This is a genomic window from Acidovorax sp. Root568 (assembly GCF_001427445.1).
Classification (GTDB): Bacteria; Pseudomonadota; Gammaproteobacteria; order Burkholderiales; family Burkholderiaceae_C; genus Acidovorax; species Acidovorax delafieldii.
Window position 1 is genome coordinate 112,724 of the sequence record NZ_LMGP01000017.1, and the last position, 19,571, is coordinate 132,294.

Below are 19,571 nucleotides of genomic sequence, written 5' to 3' on the forward strand. Positions count from 1 at the left end.
GGGGGCAGTGGGTTACTCGCCCGGAATCTCCGGCTCCACCAGCAGCGCCAGCAACTGCAGCGACTCCTGCCAGCCCAGGTAGCACATCTCGGTGGTGATCACCGCCGGGATGCCTGCCTGCACGATGGACACCTCGGTGCCCATCATCACTTTTTTGAGCTGGATGGTGGTGCGCATCTCGCCGGGCAGGTTCGGGTCGTCAAACCGGTCGGTGTGCACGATGCGCTCGCCCGGCACCAGCTCCACATACTCGCCGCCAAACGCGTGCGTGCCGCCGCTGCTCAGGTTGGTGAACTGCATGCGGTAGCTGCCGCCCACGCGTGCGTCCAGGCTCAGCACCCGGCCGGTAAAGCCATGGGGTGGCAGCCATTTGCACATGGCGTCGGCATCCAGAAACGCACGGTAGATGCGCTCGGCCGGTGCGCGCAGCACACGGTGCAGGGTGACGGTGCCGGTGGTGGCTGCGGAGGGGTTAGGGGTGGTCATGCAGGGTCTCCTTGCGGGAATCGGGGTGGATGGATGACAGCGTGCGCCCCAACGCCATGGCGGTCAATGGCCTGGGGCGTCAACGCGTTCACACCTCTACGACGAACGGGCCGGTGCGTTTTCGACAACCGGCCCTTTGCATCACCACTTTTTTTGCGGCGCTGGCTCAGACTGCGACGGTGCGTACCGCAAAGCGCTCACTGCCCTGCGCCCAGGCCAGCAGCCGGTCGATGTTGGGGTGCTTGCCCGGAAAGGCGCGCGCATCCGCCACATGCTCCGCATACCACTCCAGCCCCAGGCTGGCGGCTGCAGGCGTGATCTGCCCGCCATACAGCGCCGCCAGTGCGGCATACACCACCAGCGACCCGGTCTGGCCGTGCTTGTTCTCGATGGTGGCCTGCACCTGGCCGTCCGCGCCCAGCAGTTGCAGGGCGGCGAGGTGGCTGGCGGAGGGGAGTTGCTTCAGGCGGTCTGCGAAGTTCATGGCAGTCAAATTCAAGTGAAATGAGCCGCAAGCGCTAGAAGATCATGCGCGAGCAGCTATAAAAAAGTGAGTGAGTGAATCAGCGGGGCGGAATCTTAAAGGATGCGCGTGGGGCCCTGACTTTGAACAGGCGCCTCCCCTTGAGCAGGCGCTCACGCCTGCCACACCCCAAACCCGGCCGAGCGCAGGTCGATGCCAATCTCGATCTCCCGGTCCACCGCCTCCTCGTAGGTCATGGGGTTGAAGCCCTCGTACAGGTCCGGCAGCAGCCGCAGGCCGTACTGCGTCACAAACCGGTTGGCTTGGATGCCCGCCTTGTGCTTGTCAAACCGCACATCCGGGTCCAGCCCCGTCATGCCCACGTACACGCAGGGCTTGCCGTCGATGTAGCCGGGGTTGCACTTGCGAAAGCGCGGCTCCAGCAGCACGTCTTTGGAGAGTTCGACCACGTAGACGTGGTGGTGGGGCTTGCGGCGGCGCATGGGTAATGGTGGGGTGGGGCAGCTTTGCGCAGTCCGTCTGGCGGCCTACTCGTCGTCCTCATCCGCCAGCCCGTCATCCCGCAGGCGCCGGTCCAGCTTGCCGCGCAGCGCATCGGCGTCTTGCAGGAACTGGTCCACCGGCACCGCAGGGGCCACGCGCAGGGCGGGCGGGAACAGGCTGCTCATGTACAGCTCGTTGCCCAGCCGCATGCGGTTGAGCCACTGCGCGCCCAGCCACGACGGCACGCCCAGCAGCACCACAGCCGCCATGGCCCAGGCCAGGCCCACGCGGCGGCGGGGCAGCACGGTGGCCAGGTGGGCGTACAGCGCGCCGGCCAGCACCAGCACCATCAGCACCGGGGCAAACCGCGACAGCGATTCCAGCGAGAACGTGAACGCCGTCAGATAGCTCAGCAGCTGCACCGCGTCGGCCACCAGCACTGCGGCGCACGCGATGCGCACGTGGCGCCAGAACCGCAGCTGGCTGCCAAACAGCTTGTTGGCCACGGACCACAGACCCGCCCAGGCCCCCACCACGGCCAGCGTGGTCAGCAGCAACAGGGGCAGCGACTTCAGGTATTGCGCGGCGTCGCGGGCCTCCAGCCACGACTCTCCCAGCCCGGCCAGCAGCACCAGCACCGCCAGCGCGGCCGTGGTGCCCACGGTGCGCCACGGAAACTGCGGCAGCGCCTGCTCCTCGGCAATGGGCGCATCGGCCAGGCGCAGATGGATGTGGGTGTGGCCCAGGTCGATGGGCATGCCATCGGGCCAGTCAAAGCGTTCGCCCTGGGCATGCTGCTTGCGCTGCAGGCGTGCGCCGTTGCGTGTCTCCAGCACCTCGACCTGCACGGTGCGGGGCTCGTCCACCGCGCGGTCAATGCGCAGGTGCCGGGGCGCCACAAACGGGTCGTCCAGCACCAGGTCGCAGTCCAGCGCGCGGCCCACCGTCACGGGCCAGCGGGTGATGGGCGCACGCGCCAGCAGCGCGCCGTGGCGGTCAAACGCCTCGATCAGCCCCAGGGTGGTGGTTGGCATCGCGCTCATGGTGCGGCCTCCCAGCGAAAGGCCTTGAGGTAGTGGCTGGCGAGCTTCATGCCGTTGTCAAACGCAATGCCTTGCACATCCAGGCGGCCCAGCACGCCCCGTGTGGGCTGGTTGACCGAGGTGGCCAGCACCGTCATGTTGTACAGGCCGGTCAGCTTGCGGTAGGCGGACAGGCACACCACCGCCCGCAGCGGCACGGTGCCGGGGTCCACAAACCGCTCGGTGCACTCGGCCGCCGTCTGGTGGCGGTTGCCGCGTGTGGGCAGGCGCTCATTGGCAAAACTTTGCGAGTACATGCGGGCAAACCGGGCTGCGCCCAGCGTGGGGGCGTTGTAGGCCTCATAAGACAGGCGCACCGCGCCGGTACTGAAGTCGCCCGCCACCACATCGCTGTCGGCCTGGCACTGCGTGCGCTCCAGGTTCAGCCCCGGGAAGGCCGGGTCACGCCCCGATCCCCAGCACCGCGCCAGCGCATCGTCGGGCACGGGCAGGCGGTAGTTGCCGTGGCGCTGCTCGCGAAACGGCGCTTTCAAGAACCGGTCCGTCAGCAGTTGCTGGTGCTCCATCAGCTGCCGCGTCATCTCGGCGTGCGCGGCCTGCGTGATGGGCTGGGCGTTGGCTGCGCGCTGCACCAGCGCCTGCGCAAACTCGGCCGGTATCAAGAAGCTCACCTGCTCGCCATCCAGCCGCTTGGCGACGTTGACGCCCAACACCCGACCTGCGTCGTCCACGGCGGGGCCACCGCTCATGCCTGGGTTGAGCGCGCCGCCAAAAAAGATGCGCGGGTAAAAGCTGCGCTTGACCAGCCCGTTGTAGGTGCCCTCGGTCACGGCAAAGCCAATGTCCAGTGGGTTGCCCAGCGAGTAGATGCGCTCGCCCTGCGCCAGTGGGTCGGTGGTGGGCCGAAAGCCCAGCACCGGCGCTGCTGCCGTACGCCCCTTGGCGCGCAGCACGGCCAGGTCGCGCTGCACGTCAAACGCCAGCAGCTCCACCTCGCCCTCCTGCCCCTCCATCGTCACGTACACGCCCCGGTAGCGCTCGGGCTCCAGCGCGAGCTGGCTGGCCACGTGAAAGTTGGTGACGATCAGCCCATCGGCCGACACAAAAAAGCCCGAACCAATCGACGCTTGCGTGTTGGCGTTGCGCAGCAGCGTGCGGATCTGCACCAGCTTGTCGCGCGACAGCTCGTAAATGCGCCGCGCATCGCGCGACAGCAGGGCCGCATCGGCCGCTGTGGGCGCGGCGGTTGTAGCGCCCCCCGGTGTGGGTGTTGTGCCATCCACAGGGGCACTGCCTGCCGGGCGCGTAGCCGGGGTGCTGGCAGTTGCGGGTTGGGGGGCGGGCTGTGCGTGCGCCAGCGCACACAGCAGCAAGAGCAGCGACGAGGTCGCCAGCCGCAAGGGCCGAATCGAAGGGAAGGGCATCGCGGTATTCTATGAACGCCCTGCGACAAGCCTTAGAGCGGCTAACAAAACTCTTCTGGCGTCGTTGCTGTGTCTTGTCGTACTGCTCGTACTGCCTGCGACACAGCGCCTAGCCAGAACCGCTTCGCTGAGTTTTGTTAGCCGCTCTTATTGGCGTTGTACGTTCCGTCGGCCCCGTTTGCCGCCGGGCCTGCCATTCACCTGCCACTCCATCCCAAGCACCCATGCAACCCACCTCCACCTATCCCATCGGCACACCCGGCCAGCCCTGGGGCGCGGCAGAACGCGACCAGTGGCGCGCACGCCAGGTGCGCCAGCGCAGCTACGCCGACGACGTGCTCACGGCCATCGAGGCACTGCGGGGCCGGTTTGACGTGGAGATGTATGGCGACGTGATTTATGGCGACGCCCAGCACCCGGCAGAGCGCTTTCCCCTGCGGGCCCTGCGCAGCCGCGATTGGCAGCCCGGCCTGCCCACCGTGCTGGTGACCGGGGGAGTGCACGGCTACGAAACCAGTGGCGTGCACGGCGCACTGCGGTTTGTGGACACGCACGCCGAGCGCTTTGCCGGCCGCGCCAACCTGCTGGTGGTGCCGTGCGTGAGCCCCTGGGCGTACGAGCGGTTTCAGCGCTGGAACTTTGACGCCATCGACCCCAACCGCTCGTTCCGCGACGGCTCGCCTGCGCAGGAGTCGGCGGCCCTCATGCGCCTGGTGGCGCCACTGCACGGCCAGTTTGCCGCCCACATCGACCTGCACGAAACCACCGACACCGACGAATCCGAATACCGCCCCGCCGTGGCCGCGCGCGACGGCAAGGTGTTCGAGCCCGGCAGCATCCCCGACGGCTTTTACCTGGTGGACGACGCCGACAACCCGCAGCCCGCCTTCCAGCAGGCCATCATCGAGGCCGTCAGCCGCGTCACGCACATTGCGCCAGCGGACGAGAAGAACGAAATCATCGGCACGCCCGTGGTGGCGCCGGGCGTCATCCACTACCCGATGAAGCAGTGGGGCCTGTGCGCGGGCATCAGCCGCGCGCGCTACACCACCACAACGGAGGTCTACCCCGACAGCCCCCGCGCCACGCCCGAGCAGTGCATTGAGGCGCAGGTGGCGGCGGCGTGTGCGGCGGTGGAGTTTGTGCTGGCCGACGCGCAACTCTGAGAGTTGCGGCCCTGTGCGGCGCGGCTTCGTATTTTTTGGTGCTTTCTTGGCGCTCGTTACCCAGCGCTTCCCAAAGCGCCCAGCAGCCGGGCGCTCACCTCGGCCTCATCCAGGGCCGCGAACGCCATGTTGTGCTGCTCCGTCAGCGGCCCATGGCCCGGCTCCATGCGGCCTGCGGCGTCGTAGCCCATGGCCTTGAACTTCCACACCCCGCCGACCAGCTTGAGCGAGCCCACATGCGCGCCATCGGCCGTGTGCACGGACACCACGGCGGCGTTGACGGGCAATAGCTGCAATGGCCCTGCCAGCGGGCCGGGCGGGATGTGGGCGAAGGTGGGGGTGAACGGAGGCTTCATGGATGGGCTTTGCTGCTGCGGGAGCACTTTGGGATGAAATTGACCTGTAGCGATAGAAGGATATGCGCTTGCAGCTATCAATAGAAGAGCGTTTTGGGCCGAGATAGCGCCCGAGTCAGAACGACGACCCCGGCTCGTTCAGAAACGCCAGTTCTTCGGCCGTGGAGGTGCGTCCCAGCAGCGCGTTGCGATGCGGGTAGCGCCCAAAGCGGTCGATGATGGCCTTGTGCCGTCGCTCAAAGTCCAGGTTGTTTTCCATGCCCGGCTGCGCGAACAACTCCAAGGCTTGCTCATGAATCACGGCAGATTCGCTGTGCATGTACGGCATGTAGGCAAACACGCGCTGCGCCGTAGGCAGGCTGCGGTCCTGCCCGCTGGCCACCAGCTCTTGCGCCAGGGCGAGGGCCAGTGCGTCTTGCGCAAAGGCGCGGGCGGTGTCGCGGTGCACATTGCGCGAGAACTGGTCCAGCACCAGGATTTCTGCCAACCGGCCTTCTGGGGTAGCGCGCCAGGGGAACAGTTCACAGCGGGCTGCTGCCTCCAGCGTGGGGCCGAAGCGGGTGCGGATGGATTCGTCGAGGGCAGCGTCTTTGGCGAAGTGCTGCTGGGGAGTGAGTTCGGTGAACCAGAAATCGAGGACGCTTTGAGGGTGCATTCCGCGAGGATAGCGCTGTAGCATGCGATCCAGGAGGGACAGTTCATTGGCTAACGGCAACAATCAAAAACTCGCAGTTCTCATTGATGCAGACAACGCGCAAGCGTCCGTCATCCAGGAGCTTCTGGCAGAAGTGTCTCGTTATGGCACGGCCACCATCAAGCGGGCTTATGGCGACTGGACCACGACCAACTTGAAGGGGTGGAAAGAAGTGCTCCACAAGTTGGCGATTCAGCCCATCCAGCAGTTCAGTTACACCAGCGGTAAAAACTCCACGGATGCATCGCTCATCATCGACGCGATGGACGTGCTGCATGACAACACGGCTGATGGTTTCTGTTTGGTCAGCAGCGATAGCGATTTCACCCGCCTTGCTACCCGCATCCGGGAGGAGGGCAAGGTGGTCTACGGATTTGGTGAGCGCAAGACGCCTGAAGCGTTTGTGGCTGCGTGCGACAAATTCATTTACACCGAAATCCTCAGGACAGAGCCCACGCCAGCCAAGGATGCACCCAAGGCAGAGGCTGTTGCCGTGGCAGATGTGCGGACCCTACAGCCCTTGATCATTGCGGCCATCGATGCCAACGCACGTGAAGACGGCTGGGCCGCGTTGGGTGGCGTAGGAAGCCACATCAGCAAGATCAACTCCGCTTTTGACGCCCGCAACTACGGCTTCAAAAAACTCAGTGAGTTAGTACGTTCGCTGACCTATCTGGAGGTCAAAGAGCTACCAATGGTCAGGCCGGACGGGGTGACCGTGTCGAATGTGCAAATCCGGATCAAACGGGTTACGTAACGGTTTTGGAGAGTTGCTTTGCGTGGACGCTCGGGCCGATGAACTCCTCGCGGAGCGCACCGCTATGCACAGCCAATTCACCGCCACAGACCAAATCGGAATCTAGCGCTTGATGGATAAGCGCTACCAGCTATCGAAATGAAAGCAAACTAAAGCGAGATTGCTTCTACTTGCGCTCGCAGCGCAGGCAGGTCGTTCTGCTCGTTTCGCCAGCCGATGCCCAGGTCTAATGTGAAAAAGCCTGGCGCCCGGTTCAAAGAGCGATCGCCTCGCGCAGCACGTGGTCCCGAATGGCGGCGGGCAGGCTGTTGGGGCTGAGCACATCCACCTCCACGCCCAGTAACTGCTTCAGTTCAAACCGGATCGCGCCAATGTCCATCAGTGTGGTTTGCGCGGTGGGCTCTACCAACAGGTCGAGGTCGCTGTCGGCTGTGTCGTCCCCATGCAGCGCCGAGCCAAACAGCCGCACGCTGCTCACGCGGTGGCTCAGTGCAATCTCGCGGATTTGCGAGCGGTGTAGGGACAGGGCTTCGGAGGGGCGCATGAATTGGAGTTTAGCTGCGCAGCGTGCTTACTTATCGGATTGGCTGATAGCGCGCTTGTACAGCCGCTCAAGTAGTTACTAGAGTGTAGCTAATCGACGAAAAAAGCTTTCGTGGCTGCTGTCGCTGTTTGCGGACACGCAAGGATTTCGAGCCTCTTCCCGTTCCATTAAGCCCGAGGTGATATACGCAAAATTCCAGACCTGACTTCCAATGTACGCACTTCAGCGAGGCGCACGCATGATGTCAAGCTAGGTGACAATCGAGCATAAGCCTGTACGAAAAGCATTTCGAATTTCATTCAAAGAGAAGGTTACGTGTGATTCAACTTCTCCGGCTGGAATAAATGCCAAGCGAAACTCTTGGTCACCCTGAAAATTTGATGACTTAAAAAATGGATCTGGTTCTATGCCAGGGTGGTTCATTGCGGCGTACACTTGCTCTTTGTAATTAACAAGGCCAGAGTGGTAGCCGTTAAAAAGGTCTCTTCGACAATCCACTATGATGCGGCCAAACAACTCAATGTCTTCAATGCGAATTATGGTGTCATATTGAGGAAAGCGTCCAGGGGCGTTAATCAAGGTTGTGGAGTAAATGTATACAGGGGGTAGTGCTCTGATGAATGAACTATTTGACACGTCAATTGTTCCTCCCGTGTCGGTAACAAATTTTAGACCTGCAACAATGGTTTCTTGGTATGTGGCTGAGGTTATTACGGCATCATGCGTCAGTCCTGTGGTTATTCCCTCATGTTCATCTCGGATAGATGCATGGTGCTCAGCGTCGCGATAGTATGAGAATGATCCAATGCGTATTTCTCCTCTGGATAGTCGCTGTGCATTTTCTAGTGTCATGTGTTTGAAAACAGTCGTCATGATTGTTTTTGAAATAAAATTCCTGAAAAATTAATATGCCTTTAAATTATGTTCGGCTGCATGTAAATTAAAAACACTCACGCCGCGTATCCGTTTTTTGTTAATTTATGTGTCACAAAGGCTGTTTTAGAGAATTTTTATTCAGCTGTTCATGATTGCGGCATAACTAGCAATCGCAAGCAAAAAGGCCAGCAAACCTCACAGTTCGCTGGCCTTTTTTATATAGTGAGAAGTTACTTCCCCCAAGAATCCTTCAACCCCACCGCCAAGTTAAACACCGGCTTCTCCGCCTTGTGGTCAATACGGTCCGCCACAAAGTACCCGTGCCGCTCAAACTGGAACTTGTCGTCCGGTTGGGCGTTGGCCAATGACGGCTCCACGATGGCCGTCACCACCTTCAGGCTGTTCGGGTTCAGGCTTTCGATGAAGTCCTTGCCGCCCGCATCGGGCTGGGCGTCCAGGAACAGGCGGTCGTACATGCGCACTTCGGCGTTCACGCCGTCGGCCACGCCCACCCAGGTGATGGCGGCTTTCACCTTCACGGAGTCGGCGCCGGGGGTGCCGCTCTTGGTGTCGGGCACCACGGTGGCCAGCACTTCGGTGATGGTGCCGTTGGCATCCTTGGTGCAGCCGGTGCATTCAATGACGTAGCCGCCCTTCAGGCGCACCTTGTTGCCGGGGAAGAGGCGCTTGTAGCCCTTGGGGGGCACTTCTTCAAAGTCTTCGCGTTCGATCCACACTTCCTTGCCGATGGTGAAGTGGCGCACGGGGCTTTCCACGCCCTCAGGTGGGTGGGGCAGGGCGGGCAGGCTGCAGGGTTCCAGGTGGCCTGCGCCCATCACGTCGTCCCAGTTGGTCAGCACCAGCTTGACGGGGTTGAGCACGGCCATGCCGCGGTGGGCCTTCAGCTCCAGGTCTTCGCGCAGGCAGCCTTCCAGGGTGCTGTAGTCGATCCAGCTGTCGGATTTGGTCACGCCAATGCGTTCGGCAAAAGTCTGGATGGCGGCGGGGGTGTAGCCACGGCGGCGCAGGCCGACGATGGTGGGCATGCGGGGGTCGTCCCAGCCGCTGACCTTGTGGTCGTACACCAGCTGGGCGAGCTTGCGTTTGCTGGTGATGACGTAAGTGAGGTTCAGGCGCGCAAATTCGTACTGGCGGGGGGGGGGGCTGGCCAGCAGGCCGCCTTCGGTCAGCCGCTCCAGCAGCCAGTCGTAGAAGGGGCGCTGGTCTTCAAACTCCAGCGTGCACAGGCTGTGGGTGATTTGTTCCAGCGCGTCCTCGATGGGGTGCGCGTAGGTGTACATGGGGTAGATGCACCAGGTGTCGCCCGTGTTGTGGTGCGTGGCACGGCGGATGCGGTAGATGGCCGGGTCGCGCATGTTGATGTTGGGGCTGGCCATGTCGATCTTGGCGCGCAGCACCATCGATCCGTCTTCGTGCTGGCCGTCCTTCATCTCGCGGAAGATGCGCAGGTTCTCTGCAGGGGTGCGGCTGCGGAAGGGGCTGTCCACGCCGGGCTTGCTGAAGTCGCCCCGGTTCACGCGCATTTGTTCGGCGGTCTGTTCGTCCACGTAGGCGTGGCCGGCTTCGATCAGGTATTCGGCCGCGCGGTACATGAAGCCGAAGTAGTCGCTGGCCTGGTAGGGGGCGGCGCTGCCGGGGGCCTGGCCGATCTGTGTCCAGTCAAAACCGAGCCATTTCACGGCGTCGATGATGCTGTTGACGTATTCGGTGTCTTCTTTTTCGGGGTTGGTGTCGTCAAAGCGCAGGTGGCACACGCCGCCGTAGTCGCGCGCCAGGCCAAAGTTGATGCAGATGCTCTTGGCGTGGCCCACGTGCAGGTAGCCGTTGGGTTCGGGCGGGAAGCGGGTGCGGATCTTGGCGGGGTCGGGCTGGCCTGCCGTGTGGTGGGCGGCGTCGCCGGGGGTGCCAGCCCAGCGGCGGGTGGCGTAGGTGCCTTTGTCCAGGTCGTGTTCGATGATCTGGCGCAAAAAATTGCTGGGCTTGACGGTTTCAGGGGCCGCAGAGGTGGCAGTGGCGGCGGTATTGGCGGGGGAGGGGGTGCTCATCCAGCCATTTTAGGCGGCGGTTTCGTGACGGTTTACGCATTAAAACCAGCGGGTGTACGTTCAGACACAACGTAAAGACGATTTTGTGCCATCCTTTTAGGCACTTGGTGCGTTGTGTACCGGTGAGGCGTGTCCTTTTGGCTGGCCGCCCTCATTCACTAGGAGATTTCCATGACGAAAACCCGTTCTGTTTCTACTGCGGCCGCTGTGGCGGGTGTGGCGCTGGCCCTGTTGGCCGGTGCTGGCTCCGCCCAGGCCCGCGATGTCAATTGGTCTGTGGGCATTGGCGTGCCCGGCGTGGTGGTGGGGGCCAGCAATGGCTACTACGCCCCCGCCCCGGTGTATGTGGCACCGCCCCCACCGGTGTACTACGCTCCCCCTCCACGCCCTGTGTACTACAACGCTCCCCCGGTGTACTACACGCCTCCCCCAGCGGTGTACTACGGCGGTTATGGTTACGGCCACCGCCACCATGGGCACGGCCACGGTCGCCACTGGGACCGTTGATCAGCCCCCAGCGGCTGGTCTGTCACCAACCTCTTGGGCGCGAGTCGCTCACAGGCAGCGTTGCACAGGCTGCCTTTTACAGCGGTCCTTCGGGGCCGCTTTTTTATTGGGGCGGCCCCTGCGCTGGGGCGCCGCATAATCCCGCACTCTGGCCTGCCAGCGTGGCAGGCGCATTGCCCCGGAGACTTGTCTGTGACTGCCAATAAAACCGTTTTTGTCCTCAATGGCCCCAATCTGAACCTGCTGGGCACGCGCGAGCCTGCCGTTTACGGCGCGGCCACCCTGGCCGATGTGGAAAAGCTCTGCACCGACGCCTGCAACCGCCACGGTTTTGCGCTGCGTTTTCACCAAAGCAACCACGAAGGCGCGCTGGTGGACTGGATTCACGAGGCGGGCCGCCTGCACGCAGCGGGCGAACTGGCGGGCGTGGTGATGAACGCCGGGGCCTACACCCACACCAGCATTGCGCTGCACGATGCCATCAAGGGCACAGGCATCACCCTGATCGAGCTGCACATCAGCAATGTGCATGCGCGTGAGGCCTACCGCCATCATTCGTACATGGCTGCCGCCGCCAAGGCGGTGATGTGTGGCTTTGGCGTGCTGGGCTATGGCCTGGCGATTGACGGGCTGGCGCAGTTGCTGGCCCAGCAACCAGCGGCCTGATGGCTGGGCGCGGGGGATTCCACGGCCATGGCCCCGCTGCCCCTGCAGGTCTCTGAGGACGAGGTTGAAATCACCGCCATGCGCGCGCAGGGCGCGGGCGGGCAAAACGTCAACAAGGTGTCCAGTGCCGTCCACCTGCGGTTTGATGTGGTGGCGTCGTCGCTGCCCGAGGGCGTGAAGGAGCGCCTGCTGGCCCTGCGCGACACCCGCATCACGCAAGACGGTGTGCTGGTCATCAAGGCCCAGCAGTACCGTAGCCAGGAGCAAAACCGTGCCGATGCCCTGGAGCGGCTCAATGCGCTGGTCAACAGCGTGGCCGTGCCGCCCCGCGTGCGCCGGGCGACCAAGCCCACCTATGGGTCGAAACAGCGGCGCTTGCAAAGCAAAACGCAGCGGGGCGAGACCAAGGCGCTGCGGGGCAGGGTGCGCGACGGCTCCTGACCTTCGGGCCAGAGCAGGCCTGCGTAGGGGCTGGAGGGCGTTGCTTGCTGTGCGCCAAGGGGCTGTCAATGTTTGATTGGCATCATCCGTAGAACAATCTGTCTGCCTTGCAGGGCTTGGTATCACGGGCTATCAGTCCTACATTCATGGTGTTCCTTGTTGGAGTTGTCATGTCTGCCTCTGCCCAAGCCCCGGTTCCAGTTTCTGCCGCAGTCCCCGCGCTGTTTGTGTCGCATGGTGCGCCCTTGTTTGCGCTGGATGCGGGCACCACCGGCCCGGCGCTCACGCAATGGGGCGAGAGCCTGAAGTCGCAGTACCCCGGCCTGCGTGGTGTGGTGGTCATGTCGCCACACTGGATGGCGCGCTCGGCGCAGGTGATGACCGGGCCGCAGCCTGCCACATGGCACGACTTTGGCGGATTCCCTCCCGCGCTGTACCAGCTGCAGTACCCCGCTCCAGGCTCGCCCGCTTTGGCGCAAGAAGTTCTGGGTCTGTTGCAGGCCGCTGGCGTGGCGGCCCAGGGCGATGCCGCGCGTCCCTTTGACCACGGCGCCTGGGTGCCGCTGATGCACTTGTTCCCGCAGGCCGACCTGCCTGTGGTGCAGGTGGCGCTGCCCGTGGGCGCGGGCCCGGCCGATGTGTATGCACTGGGCGCCGCCTTGCGCAGCCTGCGCAGCCAGGGCGTGCTGGTGGTGGGGTCGGGCAGCATGACGCACAACCTGGCCGAGTTTTTTGGCGGCGAGCGCGCGCCCGCGCCCTATGTGCTGGAGTTCAGCCGCTGGATCGAGGACGCTCTGGCCCGTGGGGACATGGCAGCACTGCTCAACTACCGCAGCCAGGCGCCTCACGCCCACCGTGCGCATCCGACCGAAGACCACTTTTTGCCGATCTTCTTTGCACTGGGTGCAGCAGGCGACGACCTTCACGCAAACTACTTGAGCCGCGAGGTGATGTACAGCATGCTGTCGATGGACGCTTTTGCCCTGGAGCCGGCGCACTGACACGGAGCTCCTCGCATTCCACCCGTTTTTGGCCCTAAACCATTCGAGGCGCACATATATGCTTACCTTGCCGCTCACATTTTTGCAGCGTCCCGCTGCCTCCACCGCACCCCGGCCCTGGCTGCTGGTGCTGATGCATGGCGTGGGCAGCAACGAGCAGGACCTGTTCAGCCTGGCCCCGCAGATCCCGGACCGGTTTCATGTGCTGAGCCTGCGGGCGCCGTTTCGCATGGGGCCGGGCTCACACGCGTGGTTTGATTTCTCCATCGAGCCCAGCGGCGAGCGCACCATCAACGAAGAGCAGGAGGCGCAAAGCCGCGCCCTGGTGGCCCAGGCGGTCGAGTCTGCCGCCGAGCAGCTGGGCATTCCGCCCGAGCGGGTGGTGGTGGGCGGCTTCAGCCAGGGCGGCATCATGGCGCTGTCGCTGTTGCTCACCCGGCCCGCGTTGATGCATGCAGGCCTGGTGTGGCACAGCCGCCTGCTGCCGCAGGTGGTGCCGCTCACCGCACCTGCCGATGCGCTGCGTGGCAAGCAACTGTGGCTGAGCCACGGTACCCACGACAACGTGATCCCGCTGGCCAACGCCCAGGCCATCGCCCACCACATGGCGCCACTGCCGGTGACGGTGACGTACCGCGAGTTCCCCAGCGCACACGAGATTCGCCCCTCCGAGCTGGCCGCCACGGTGGCCTGGCTGGAGTCGCTGTCCACCACGCCCACGGCGTTTTAGGCAGATTTGTGGGCGGGCCAGCCCGATGCTGGCTACATCGCGTTACCAGGTCCTGGGCGCATGACGATCCAATCGTGCAAGCCGCCCTTGGGGGGCTGGCAGGGAACGCCTGACGCTGCATAGGCTCGGACAAGGGTTGTTCCTGTGTTGAAGGAGAGTCCATGCCCGATCAAGACACCGCAGAATTCCGCCCCGCGCCAGAGCGCACCTCCGCCGCACTCTGGGTCTTGCTGGCCGCGCTGGTGTGCGCCGTGGCGGCTGGCGCGGCATGGTGGTTCTGGCTGCGGCCGGTGGAGCTCGCATTGGCGCCACCCCCTGTGGAGGCCGCTCCACCAGCACCGGCAGCGCCCACGCCCGCTCCCGAGGCGTCGGGGCCGCAGAACCCGGTGGATGTGCTGGCACCGCCTGACGCTGCCTTGCCTGCGCTGGCCGAGTCCGACGCCAGGGTGACAGAGCTGTTGGCCGAGCTGCTGGGCCGCGACAAGCTGGCGGTGTTTCTGCAGACCGATGGTTTTGTTCGCCGCGTGGTGGCCACCGTAGACAACCTGGGGCGTGCCCATGCCCCCTCGCGAATGTGGCCCGTGCAGCCCACGGCGCAGCGGTTTGTGGTGGATCGCACTGGCAACGCGCCCACCACCATCGCGGCGGCCAATGCCGCGCGCTACAGCACCTTCTTGGCGTTTGCCGAAGCGGTACCGATGGAGGCCGCCGTTGCGCTGTACGCGCGGCTGTACCCGCTGTTTCAGCAAGCGTATGAAGAGCTGGGCTATCCCCGGCGCTACTTCAACGACCGCCTGGTGGCGGTGCTGGACCAGCTGCTGCAAGCGCCCGAGCCCGCGGGCCCGCTCCAGGTCAAGCTCACGCCCGTGAACACCGAAGTGCCCAACCTGCGGCCCTGGGTGCGCTACGAGTTTGTGGACCCCGCGCTGGAGGCGCTGCCCAGCGGTCAGAAGATCCTGCTGCGCATGGGCCCCGCCAACGAGGCGCGTGCCAAGGCGCTGATCCGCGAGCTGCGCAAGCGCGTGGCGACGAGCGACGTGGCGCGCAAGTAAGGCCCTCTAGCCTGTCATGGGGTGGGAAGTGGCAGAGCCGTCTTGTAGCGCACCTGCTTGAGTGCGAAGCTCGACCGGATCTTCTCCACGCCCGGAATGGGCGACAGCTGCTCCAGAATGAAACGCTCCAACGCCCCAATGTCGGCAAGCGCTACGCGGATCAGGTAGTCGCTGTCGCCGCTCATCAGGTAGCACTCCATCACCTCATCGTGCTCGGCGATGCGGCGTTCAAAGTCGGCCAGGGCTTCCTTGCTTTGCGCCTTGAGGCTGATGCTGATGAACACATTCAGGCCCAGCCCCAGCGCCGCCGCATTGGCCAGCGCCACATAGCGACTGATGACGCCTGCTGCCTCCAGTGCCTTCACCCGCGCCAGGCAGGGCGAGGGCGACAGGTGCACGCGCCGCGCCAGTTCCACGTTGGACAAAGATCCATCGGCCTGCAGCTCGGCCAGAATGCGCAAATCGAGGGTATCCAGTTTCATATGCCGCAGTTTATGACTTTGGCGGCATAAAGTGCTATAGACGCGCGTTGCGAAAGGCAAAACGGCAACTCATTTGGAGCCAGCCTCGCTACAGTGGCCTCCATGAACGCCCTCACCCCCCACGCCCTGCTGCAACAAGCCACCGGCGCCCCCCTGGACGCCGATCCCGAAGAAACCGCCGAGTGGCGCGATGCCTTCCTGGCACTCGTCGCCACCGAAGGCCCCGAGCGAGCGCGGCACATGCTGCAGGAGCTGGTGCGGGTGGCGCGTGCGCAGCGCATTGGCTGGCAGCCCGACCTGAACACGCCGTACGTGAACACCGTGGCGGTGCAGGACCAGCCTGTGTTCCCGGGTGACCTGGCCATCGAGGAGCGCGTGGCTTCCATCGTGCGCTGGAACGCGCTGGCGATGGTGGTGCGCGCGAACCAGGCGTATGGCGAGCTGGGTGGGCACATTGCCAGCTACGCCAGTGCTGCGGATCTTTTCGAAAGCGGGTTTAACCATTTCTTTCGTGCCCGTGAAGGCCTGGGCGAAGGGCAGCACCGGGGCGATCTGGTGTTTTTCCAGCCGCACAGCGCGCCCGGCGTGTATGCCCGCGCCTTCCTGGAAGGGCGCCTGTCCGAGCAGGACCTGATGCACTACCGCCAGGAACTGACGGCGCCGGGTGCAGGCGCGCAGGGCCTGTCGAGCTACCCGCACCCCTGGCTGATGCCCGACTTCTGGCAGTTCCCCACGGGCTCGATGGGCATCGGCCCTATCAGCAGCATCTACCACGCGCGCTTCATGCGCTACCTCACGCACCGCAATCTGCTCGATTGCACCCACCGCAAGGTGTGGGGTGTGTTCGGCGATGGCGAAATGGACGAGCCCGAGAGCATGAGCGCGCTGACCCTGGCCGCGCGCGAGGGCCTCGACAACCTGGTCTGGGTGGTCAACTGCAACCTGCAGCGCCTGGACGGCCCGGTGCGTGGCAACGGCCGCATCATCGACGAGCTGGAGCGCCTGTTCGCCGGCGCGGGCTGGAACGTGGTCAAGCTGGTCTGGGGCAGCGACTGGGACGGCCTCTTCGCCCGCGACCTGACCGGCGCGCTGGTGCGCACGCTCGAAGGCACGGTGGACGGCCAGATGCAGACCTTCGCGGCCAAGGACGGTCGTTTCAACCGCGACAACTTCTTCGGCCAGAACCCCGAGCTGGCCGCGCTGGCCCAGGGCATGACCGACGAGCAGATCGACCGCTTGAAGCGCGGCGGGCATGACCTGGTGAAGATCCACGCCGCCTACGCCGCCGCTGCCGCCCACCAGGGCCAGCCCACCGTGATCCTGGCCCACACCAAAAAGGGCTACGGCATGGGCACTGCCGGCCAGGGCAAGATGACCACGCACAGCCAGAAGAAGCTGGACGAGACCGACCTCATCGAGTTTCGCAATCGCTTCAACCTGCCGCTCAGCGACGAGCAGGCCACCAGCCTGGCCTTCTTCAAGCCCGCCGAAGACAGCTCGGAGATGCGCTACCTGCGCAGCCACCGCGACGCACTGGGCGGCTACCTGCCGCGCCGCGAGACGGCGTGCGACGCGCTGCCCGTCCCATCCATTGATAGCTACGCGCAGTTCGCGCTGCAGGCCGATGGCAAGGAGATGAGCACCACCATGGCCTTCGTGCGCATGCTGGGCACGTTGCTCAAAGACGCCACGCTGGGCCCGCGCATCGTGCCCATCGTGGCCGACGAGGCGCGCACCTTCGGCATGGCCAACCTGTTCAAGCAGGTCGGCATCTACAGCAGCGTGGGCCAGCGCTACGCGCCCGAGGACATCGGCTCGGTACTGAGCTACCGCGAGGCGCTGGACGGCCAGATCCTGGAAGAGGGCATCAGCGAGGCCGGCGCCATTGCCAGCTGGACGGCTGCTGCAACGAGCTACAGCGTGCACGGCCTGGCCATGCTGCCGTTCTACATCTACTACTCGATGTTCGGCTTTCAGCGCGTGGGAGACGCCATCTGGGCGGCTGCGGACCAGCGTGCGCGGGGCTTCCTCTTGGGCGCGACCTCGGGCCGCACCACGCTGGGCGGCGAGGGCCTGCAGCACCAGGACGGCAGCAGCCACCTGGTGGCCGCCACCATTCCCAACTGCAAGGCCTACGACCCGGCCTATGCGGGCGAGATGGCCGTCATCATCGACGCCGGCATGCGCGAGATGGTGACCGAGCAGCGCGACGTCTTCTACTACGTCACGCTGATGAACGAGAACTACGCACAGCCCGACCTGCCCGCCGGTGCGGCAGAAGGTGTGCTGCGTGGTTGCTATGTTTTCAGGAGCTATTCAGGCAATATGCACCAGCGCGACAGCGCGATTTCGTCCCAAAGCGTCACCCTGATGGGCTCTGGTGCCATCCTGACCGAGGTGGTTAAAGCCGCAGAACAACTTGTCAGCGAGGGCGTGGATGTGACTGTGCTCAGCGTTACCAGCTGGAGCGAACTGGCCCGCGACGGTGTGGCCTGCGAGCAGCGCTGGCTGGCGGGCGATGCCCAGCCTGCACCCGCATGGCTGACTCAACAATTGGCCACGACCCGTGGACCAGTGATCGCCGCCACCGACTACGTGCGCGCCGTGCCGGAAACCGTGCGCGCCTTGGTGCCGGAGGGGCGGCGGTTCGTCACCCTCGGCACCGATGGTTTTGGCCGCAGCGACACCCGCGCGGCGCTGCGCCAGTTCTTTGGCGTGGATGCGCAGGCCGTGGCGCACGCAGCGCGACGCACACTGTCTGCGGGCTGACGGCCGCACGGGACACCCGCGCGCCGCGCCAGCGCCACCTTGCAGGCCCACGTTGTGGCGCTGGCGCTGCTGCCAGGTGATGTCCCTGTTGCGCAGCGGCATCCCCTTCCTACAATGGGTTACATACTGATTGGAGGGCGCCATGGCCGACATCACCTGGGACCACAGTCCCCCGACCACCTGGAACGCCATGGTCAACGGCCAGGCCGTGTGCTCTGTCAAACGCAAGGACATTGGCGGGTGGACGGCTGCCTGGACGGACGACCGTCTGTGGCCCGCGCCCACCCACCTGCCCAGGGCGACGCCGCAGCCCACGCGTTTTTTTGGCAGCCTTGAAGAAGCCAAGCTGGCGGTGGAGCAGGTGCTGGCAGCCTGAAATTGGCCACGGCTGCGGCCAGGGTGCCGCAGTGTGAACCAATGCTATTTGTTTGATAGCTTATTGCGCAATACCAGCAAGCGCTGGAGGCTGAAAATTGCCAAAGTATGGCGCGTGAGGCATGGAGTTGCCTTCAGCCGACCAGCAACGCGCCCAGGCGTGCCAGGTTCACGCCGCCGCTGCTGATGACCACGCCCACACGCTGGCCGCGCAGCTCGACGCGCATCGCGCTTGCCGCTGCAAAGCCCAGGCACCCTTGGGTTCCACCACCGGGTGCATGCGCTCGGCAAAAAATGGACATGCCGTCCACCAGTTGCTCGTCCGTCACCGTGAGGATGTCGTCCGTATCGCGCCGGATGATGGCAAAACTGATTTGCCCCAGGTGCTACGTCTGCGCGCCATCGGCAATCGTCATGGTCGTATCGATGTGCGCGATGGCCCCGGTGCGCCAGGACTGTTGGCCGTCGTTGCCCGCAGCGGGCACTACGCCGTAGAGCTTGCAGCGGGGTGGCAGGGCCCGCGTGGCCAGCGCCGTGCCCGACAGGAACCCGCCGCTGTCCAGGCACACGAACAGCGCGTCGAGTGCGCCGACTGCCTCGAACAGCTCCTTCGCCGCCGTGCCGTGCCCTGGCCTGCCAGCACGTCGGCATGGTCGAACGGGGGAATCACTTTGAGGCCGTACTGCGGCGCCATGGCGCGGGTGCTCTGTTCGCGGTCCTCGATGTAGCGGCCATAGAGCACCACCGTGGCGCCATACCCCTGAGTGGTGGCGACCTCGGCGGCGGGCACCTCCCGCGGCATGACGATGGTGGCCGGAATGCCCAGCTCTCGCGCTGCGAGAGCGAAGCGCTGGGCGCGGTTGTCGGACGAAAGCGCCACCACACTCGCCTTGCGCTGGGCTGCATCGAAGTGATAGAGCACGGTGAACGCCCCCCGGAACTTGAAGGCGCCCATGCGCGGCATGGTTCTCGCACTTGGAGAGCACCTGCGCACCCCATTCCGCGTCGAGGCTGCGCGAGGCGAGCATGGGGCGGTGGGCGTGCCCTGCGATGCGGCCGGCTGTGGCCACCACGTCGACGTAGGTGTGCAGGGCCGTGGGGGCGCGATGGGAGTCTTCGTTCAGGGGGCTCAGCGCGAGTGAAGAAGGCGTTGGCGGCCGCGCCTAGCG

General features: G+C 64.6%; 21 protein-coding genes and 1 pseudogene. 10 read left to right on the forward strand and 12 right to left on the reverse strand.

The features are described 5' to 3' along the window. Window positions 1-12 precede the first annotated feature (12 nt). The 5 genes from ASD75_RS16710 to ASD75_RS16730 form a co-directional block, all read right to left on the reverse strand. Window positions 13-486, reverse strand: a complete 474-nt coding sequence (locus ASD75_RS16710; RefSeq protein ID WP_056747056.1) for an SRPBCC family protein — start codon at window positions 484-486, stop codon at window positions 13-15. Between the two features lie 166 nt (window positions 487-652). Continuing rightward, on the reverse strand, window positions 653-970 hold the full coding sequence (locus ASD75_RS16715; protein WP_056747057.1) for a DUF2322 family protein: 318 nt from the start codon (window positions 968-970) through the stop codon (window positions 653-655). 152 nt (window positions 971-1,122) lie between these two features. Continuing rightward, window positions 1,123-1,452, reverse strand: coding sequence for a hypothetical protein (locus tag ASD75_RS16720; protein ID WP_015014990.1), 330 nt, complete (start codon window positions 1,450-1,452; stop codon window positions 1,123-1,125). A gap of 45 nt (window positions 1,453-1,497) precedes the next feature. After that, window positions 1,498-2,496 (reverse strand): FHA domain-containing protein, encoded by a 999-nt coding sequence (locus tag ASD75_RS16725; protein WP_056747058.1) that lies wholly within the window; start codon window positions 2,494-2,496, stop codon window positions 1,498-1,500. Further along, on the reverse strand, window positions 2,493-3,920 hold the full coding sequence (locus tag ASD75_RS16730; protein WP_056747059.1) for a serine protease: 1,428 nt from the start codon (window positions 3,918-3,920) through the stop codon (window positions 2,493-2,495). Before ASD75_RS16730 ends, ASD75_RS16725 begins: the two co-directional genes overlap by 4 nt. Before the next feature lie 224 nt (window positions 3,921-4,144). Between ASD75_RS16730 and ASD75_RS16735 the strand changes: the two genes are divergently transcribed. Next, the gene (locus tag ASD75_RS16735) at window positions 4,145-5,086 is read left to right on the forward strand and encodes a M14 family metallocarboxypeptidase (protein WP_056747060.1); all 942 of its coding nucleotides are present in this window, start codon (window positions 4,145-4,147) and stop codon (window positions 5,084-5,086) included. Window positions 5,087-5,142: 56 nt separating this feature from the next. Here ASD75_RS16735 and ASD75_RS16740 read toward each other — a convergent pair whose 3' ends face one another. Both ASD75_RS16740 and ASD75_RS16745 read right to left on the reverse strand, forming a co-directional pair. Then, window positions 5,143-5,442 carry a hypothetical protein gene (locus ASD75_RS16740; RefSeq protein ID WP_056747061.1) on the reverse strand — a complete coding sequence of 100 codons (300 nt, stop codon included), beginning with the start codon at window positions 5,440-5,442 and terminating at the stop codon, window positions 5,143-5,145. Between the two features lie 115 nt (window positions 5,443-5,557). Beyond that, window positions 5,558-6,097 carry a DUF924 family protein gene (locus ASD75_RS16745; RefSeq protein ID WP_056747062.1) on the reverse strand — a complete coding sequence of 180 codons (540 nt, stop codon included), beginning with the start codon at window positions 6,095-6,097 and terminating at the stop codon, window positions 5,558-5,560. A 46-nt stretch (window positions 6,098-6,143) separates the two neighbouring features. On the opposite strand from ASD75_RS16745, the gene ASD75_RS16750 reads away from it, so the two are divergent. Beyond that, a complete protein-coding gene (locus ASD75_RS16750; RefSeq protein WP_235511647.1) occupies window positions 6,144-6,893 on the forward strand; it encodes an NYN domain-containing protein in 750 nt (249 codons plus the stop codon). Between the two features lie 253 nt (window positions 6,894-7,146). On the opposite strand, the gene ASD75_RS16755 is transcribed toward ASD75_RS16750, so the two are convergent. The 3 genes from ASD75_RS16755 to ASD75_RS16760 all read right to left on the reverse strand — a co-directional run bounded on the left by ASD75_RS16755 (window position 7,147) and on the right by ASD75_RS16760 (window position 10,379). Beyond that, window positions 7,147-7,437 carry a nucleotidyltransferase family protein gene (locus tag ASD75_RS16755; protein ID WP_056747064.1) on the reverse strand — a complete coding sequence of 97 codons (291 nt, stop codon included), beginning with the start codon at window positions 7,435-7,437 and terminating at the stop codon, window positions 7,147-7,149. 249 nt (window positions 7,438-7,686) lie between these two features. Then, complete coding sequence (locus tag ASD75_RS23770) at window positions 7,687-8,310, reverse strand: hypothetical protein (protein ID WP_156401040.1); 624 nt, start codon at window positions 8,308-8,310, stop codon at window positions 7,687-7,689. Between the two features lie 233 nt (window positions 8,311-8,543). Further along, window positions 8,544-10,379: a glutamine--tRNA ligase/YqeY domain fusion protein gene (locus ASD75_RS16760; protein ID WP_056747065.1), complete on the reverse strand. Its 1,836-nt coding sequence runs from the start codon at window positions 10,377-10,379 to the stop codon at window positions 8,544-8,546. 171 nt (window positions 10,380-10,550) lie between these two features. Between ASD75_RS16760 and ASD75_RS16765 the strand changes: the two genes are divergently transcribed. The 6 genes from ASD75_RS16765 to ASD75_RS16790 all read left to right on the forward strand — a co-directional run bounded on the left by ASD75_RS16765 (window position 10,551) and on the right by ASD75_RS16790 (window position 14,776). Further along, window positions 10,551-10,886: a hypothetical protein gene (locus ASD75_RS16765; protein WP_056064701.1), complete on the forward strand. Its 336-nt coding sequence runs from the start codon at window positions 10,551-10,553 to the stop codon at window positions 10,884-10,886. Window positions 10,887-11,078: 192 nt separating this feature from the next. Then, window positions 11,079-11,552, forward strand: coding sequence for a type II 3-dehydroquinate dehydratase (gene aroQ, locus ASD75_RS16770; protein ID WP_056064698.1), 474 nt, complete (start codon window positions 11,079-11,081; stop codon window positions 11,550-11,552). Between the two features lie 27 nt (window positions 11,553-11,579). Next, a complete protein-coding gene (gene arfB, locus ASD75_RS16775; RefSeq protein ID WP_056747066.1) occupies window positions 11,580-11,993 on the forward strand; it encodes an alternative ribosome rescue aminoacyl-tRNA hydrolase ArfB in 414 nt (137 codons plus the stop codon). A 170-nt stretch (window positions 11,994-12,163) separates the two neighbouring features. Continuing rightward, window positions 12,164-12,994, forward strand: coding sequence for a class III extradiol ring-cleavage dioxygenase (locus tag ASD75_RS16780; protein WP_056747067.1), 831 nt, complete (start codon window positions 12,164-12,166; stop codon window positions 12,992-12,994). Between the two features lie 58 nt (window positions 12,995-13,052). Then, complete coding sequence (locus ASD75_RS16785; protein WP_056747068.1) at window positions 13,053-13,724, forward strand: alpha/beta hydrolase; 672 nt, start codon at window positions 13,053-13,055, stop codon at window positions 13,722-13,724. 161 nt (window positions 13,725-13,885) lie between these two features. Next, the gene (locus tag ASD75_RS16790; protein ID WP_056747069.1) at window positions 13,886-14,776 is read left to right on the forward strand and encodes a DUF3014 domain-containing protein; all 891 of its coding nucleotides are present in this window, start codon (window positions 13,886-13,888) and stop codon (window positions 14,774-14,776) included. A 14-nt stretch (window positions 14,777-14,790) separates the two neighbouring features. Here ASD75_RS16790 and ASD75_RS16795 read toward each other — a convergent pair whose 3' ends face one another. After that, a complete protein-coding gene (locus tag ASD75_RS16795) occupies window positions 14,791-15,258 on the reverse strand; it encodes an Lrp/AsnC family transcriptional regulator (RefSeq protein WP_056064679.1) in 468 nt (155 codons plus the stop codon). A gap of 102 nt (window positions 15,259-15,360) precedes the next feature. On the opposite strand from ASD75_RS16795, the gene mdeB reads away from it, so the two are divergent. Further along, window positions 15,361-18,027: an alpha-ketoglutarate dehydrogenase gene (gene mdeB / locus ASD75_RS16800; RefSeq protein WP_056747070.1), complete on the forward strand. Its 2,667-nt coding sequence runs from the start codon at window positions 15,361-15,363 to the stop codon at window positions 18,025-18,027. A 142-nt stretch (window positions 18,028-18,169) separates the two neighbouring features. Beyond that, a complete protein-coding gene (locus ASD75_RS16805) occupies window positions 18,170-18,403 on the forward strand; it encodes a hypothetical protein (protein WP_056747071.1) in 234 nt (77 codons plus the stop codon). A 133-nt stretch (window positions 18,404-18,536) separates the two neighbouring features. Here the strand turns inward: ASD75_RS16805 and ASD75_RS24310 are convergent. Further along, window positions 18,537-19,526: pseudogene (locus ASD75_RS24310) on the reverse strand (pyridoxal-phosphate dependent enzyme). Window positions 19,527-19,571 lie beyond the last annotated feature (45 nt).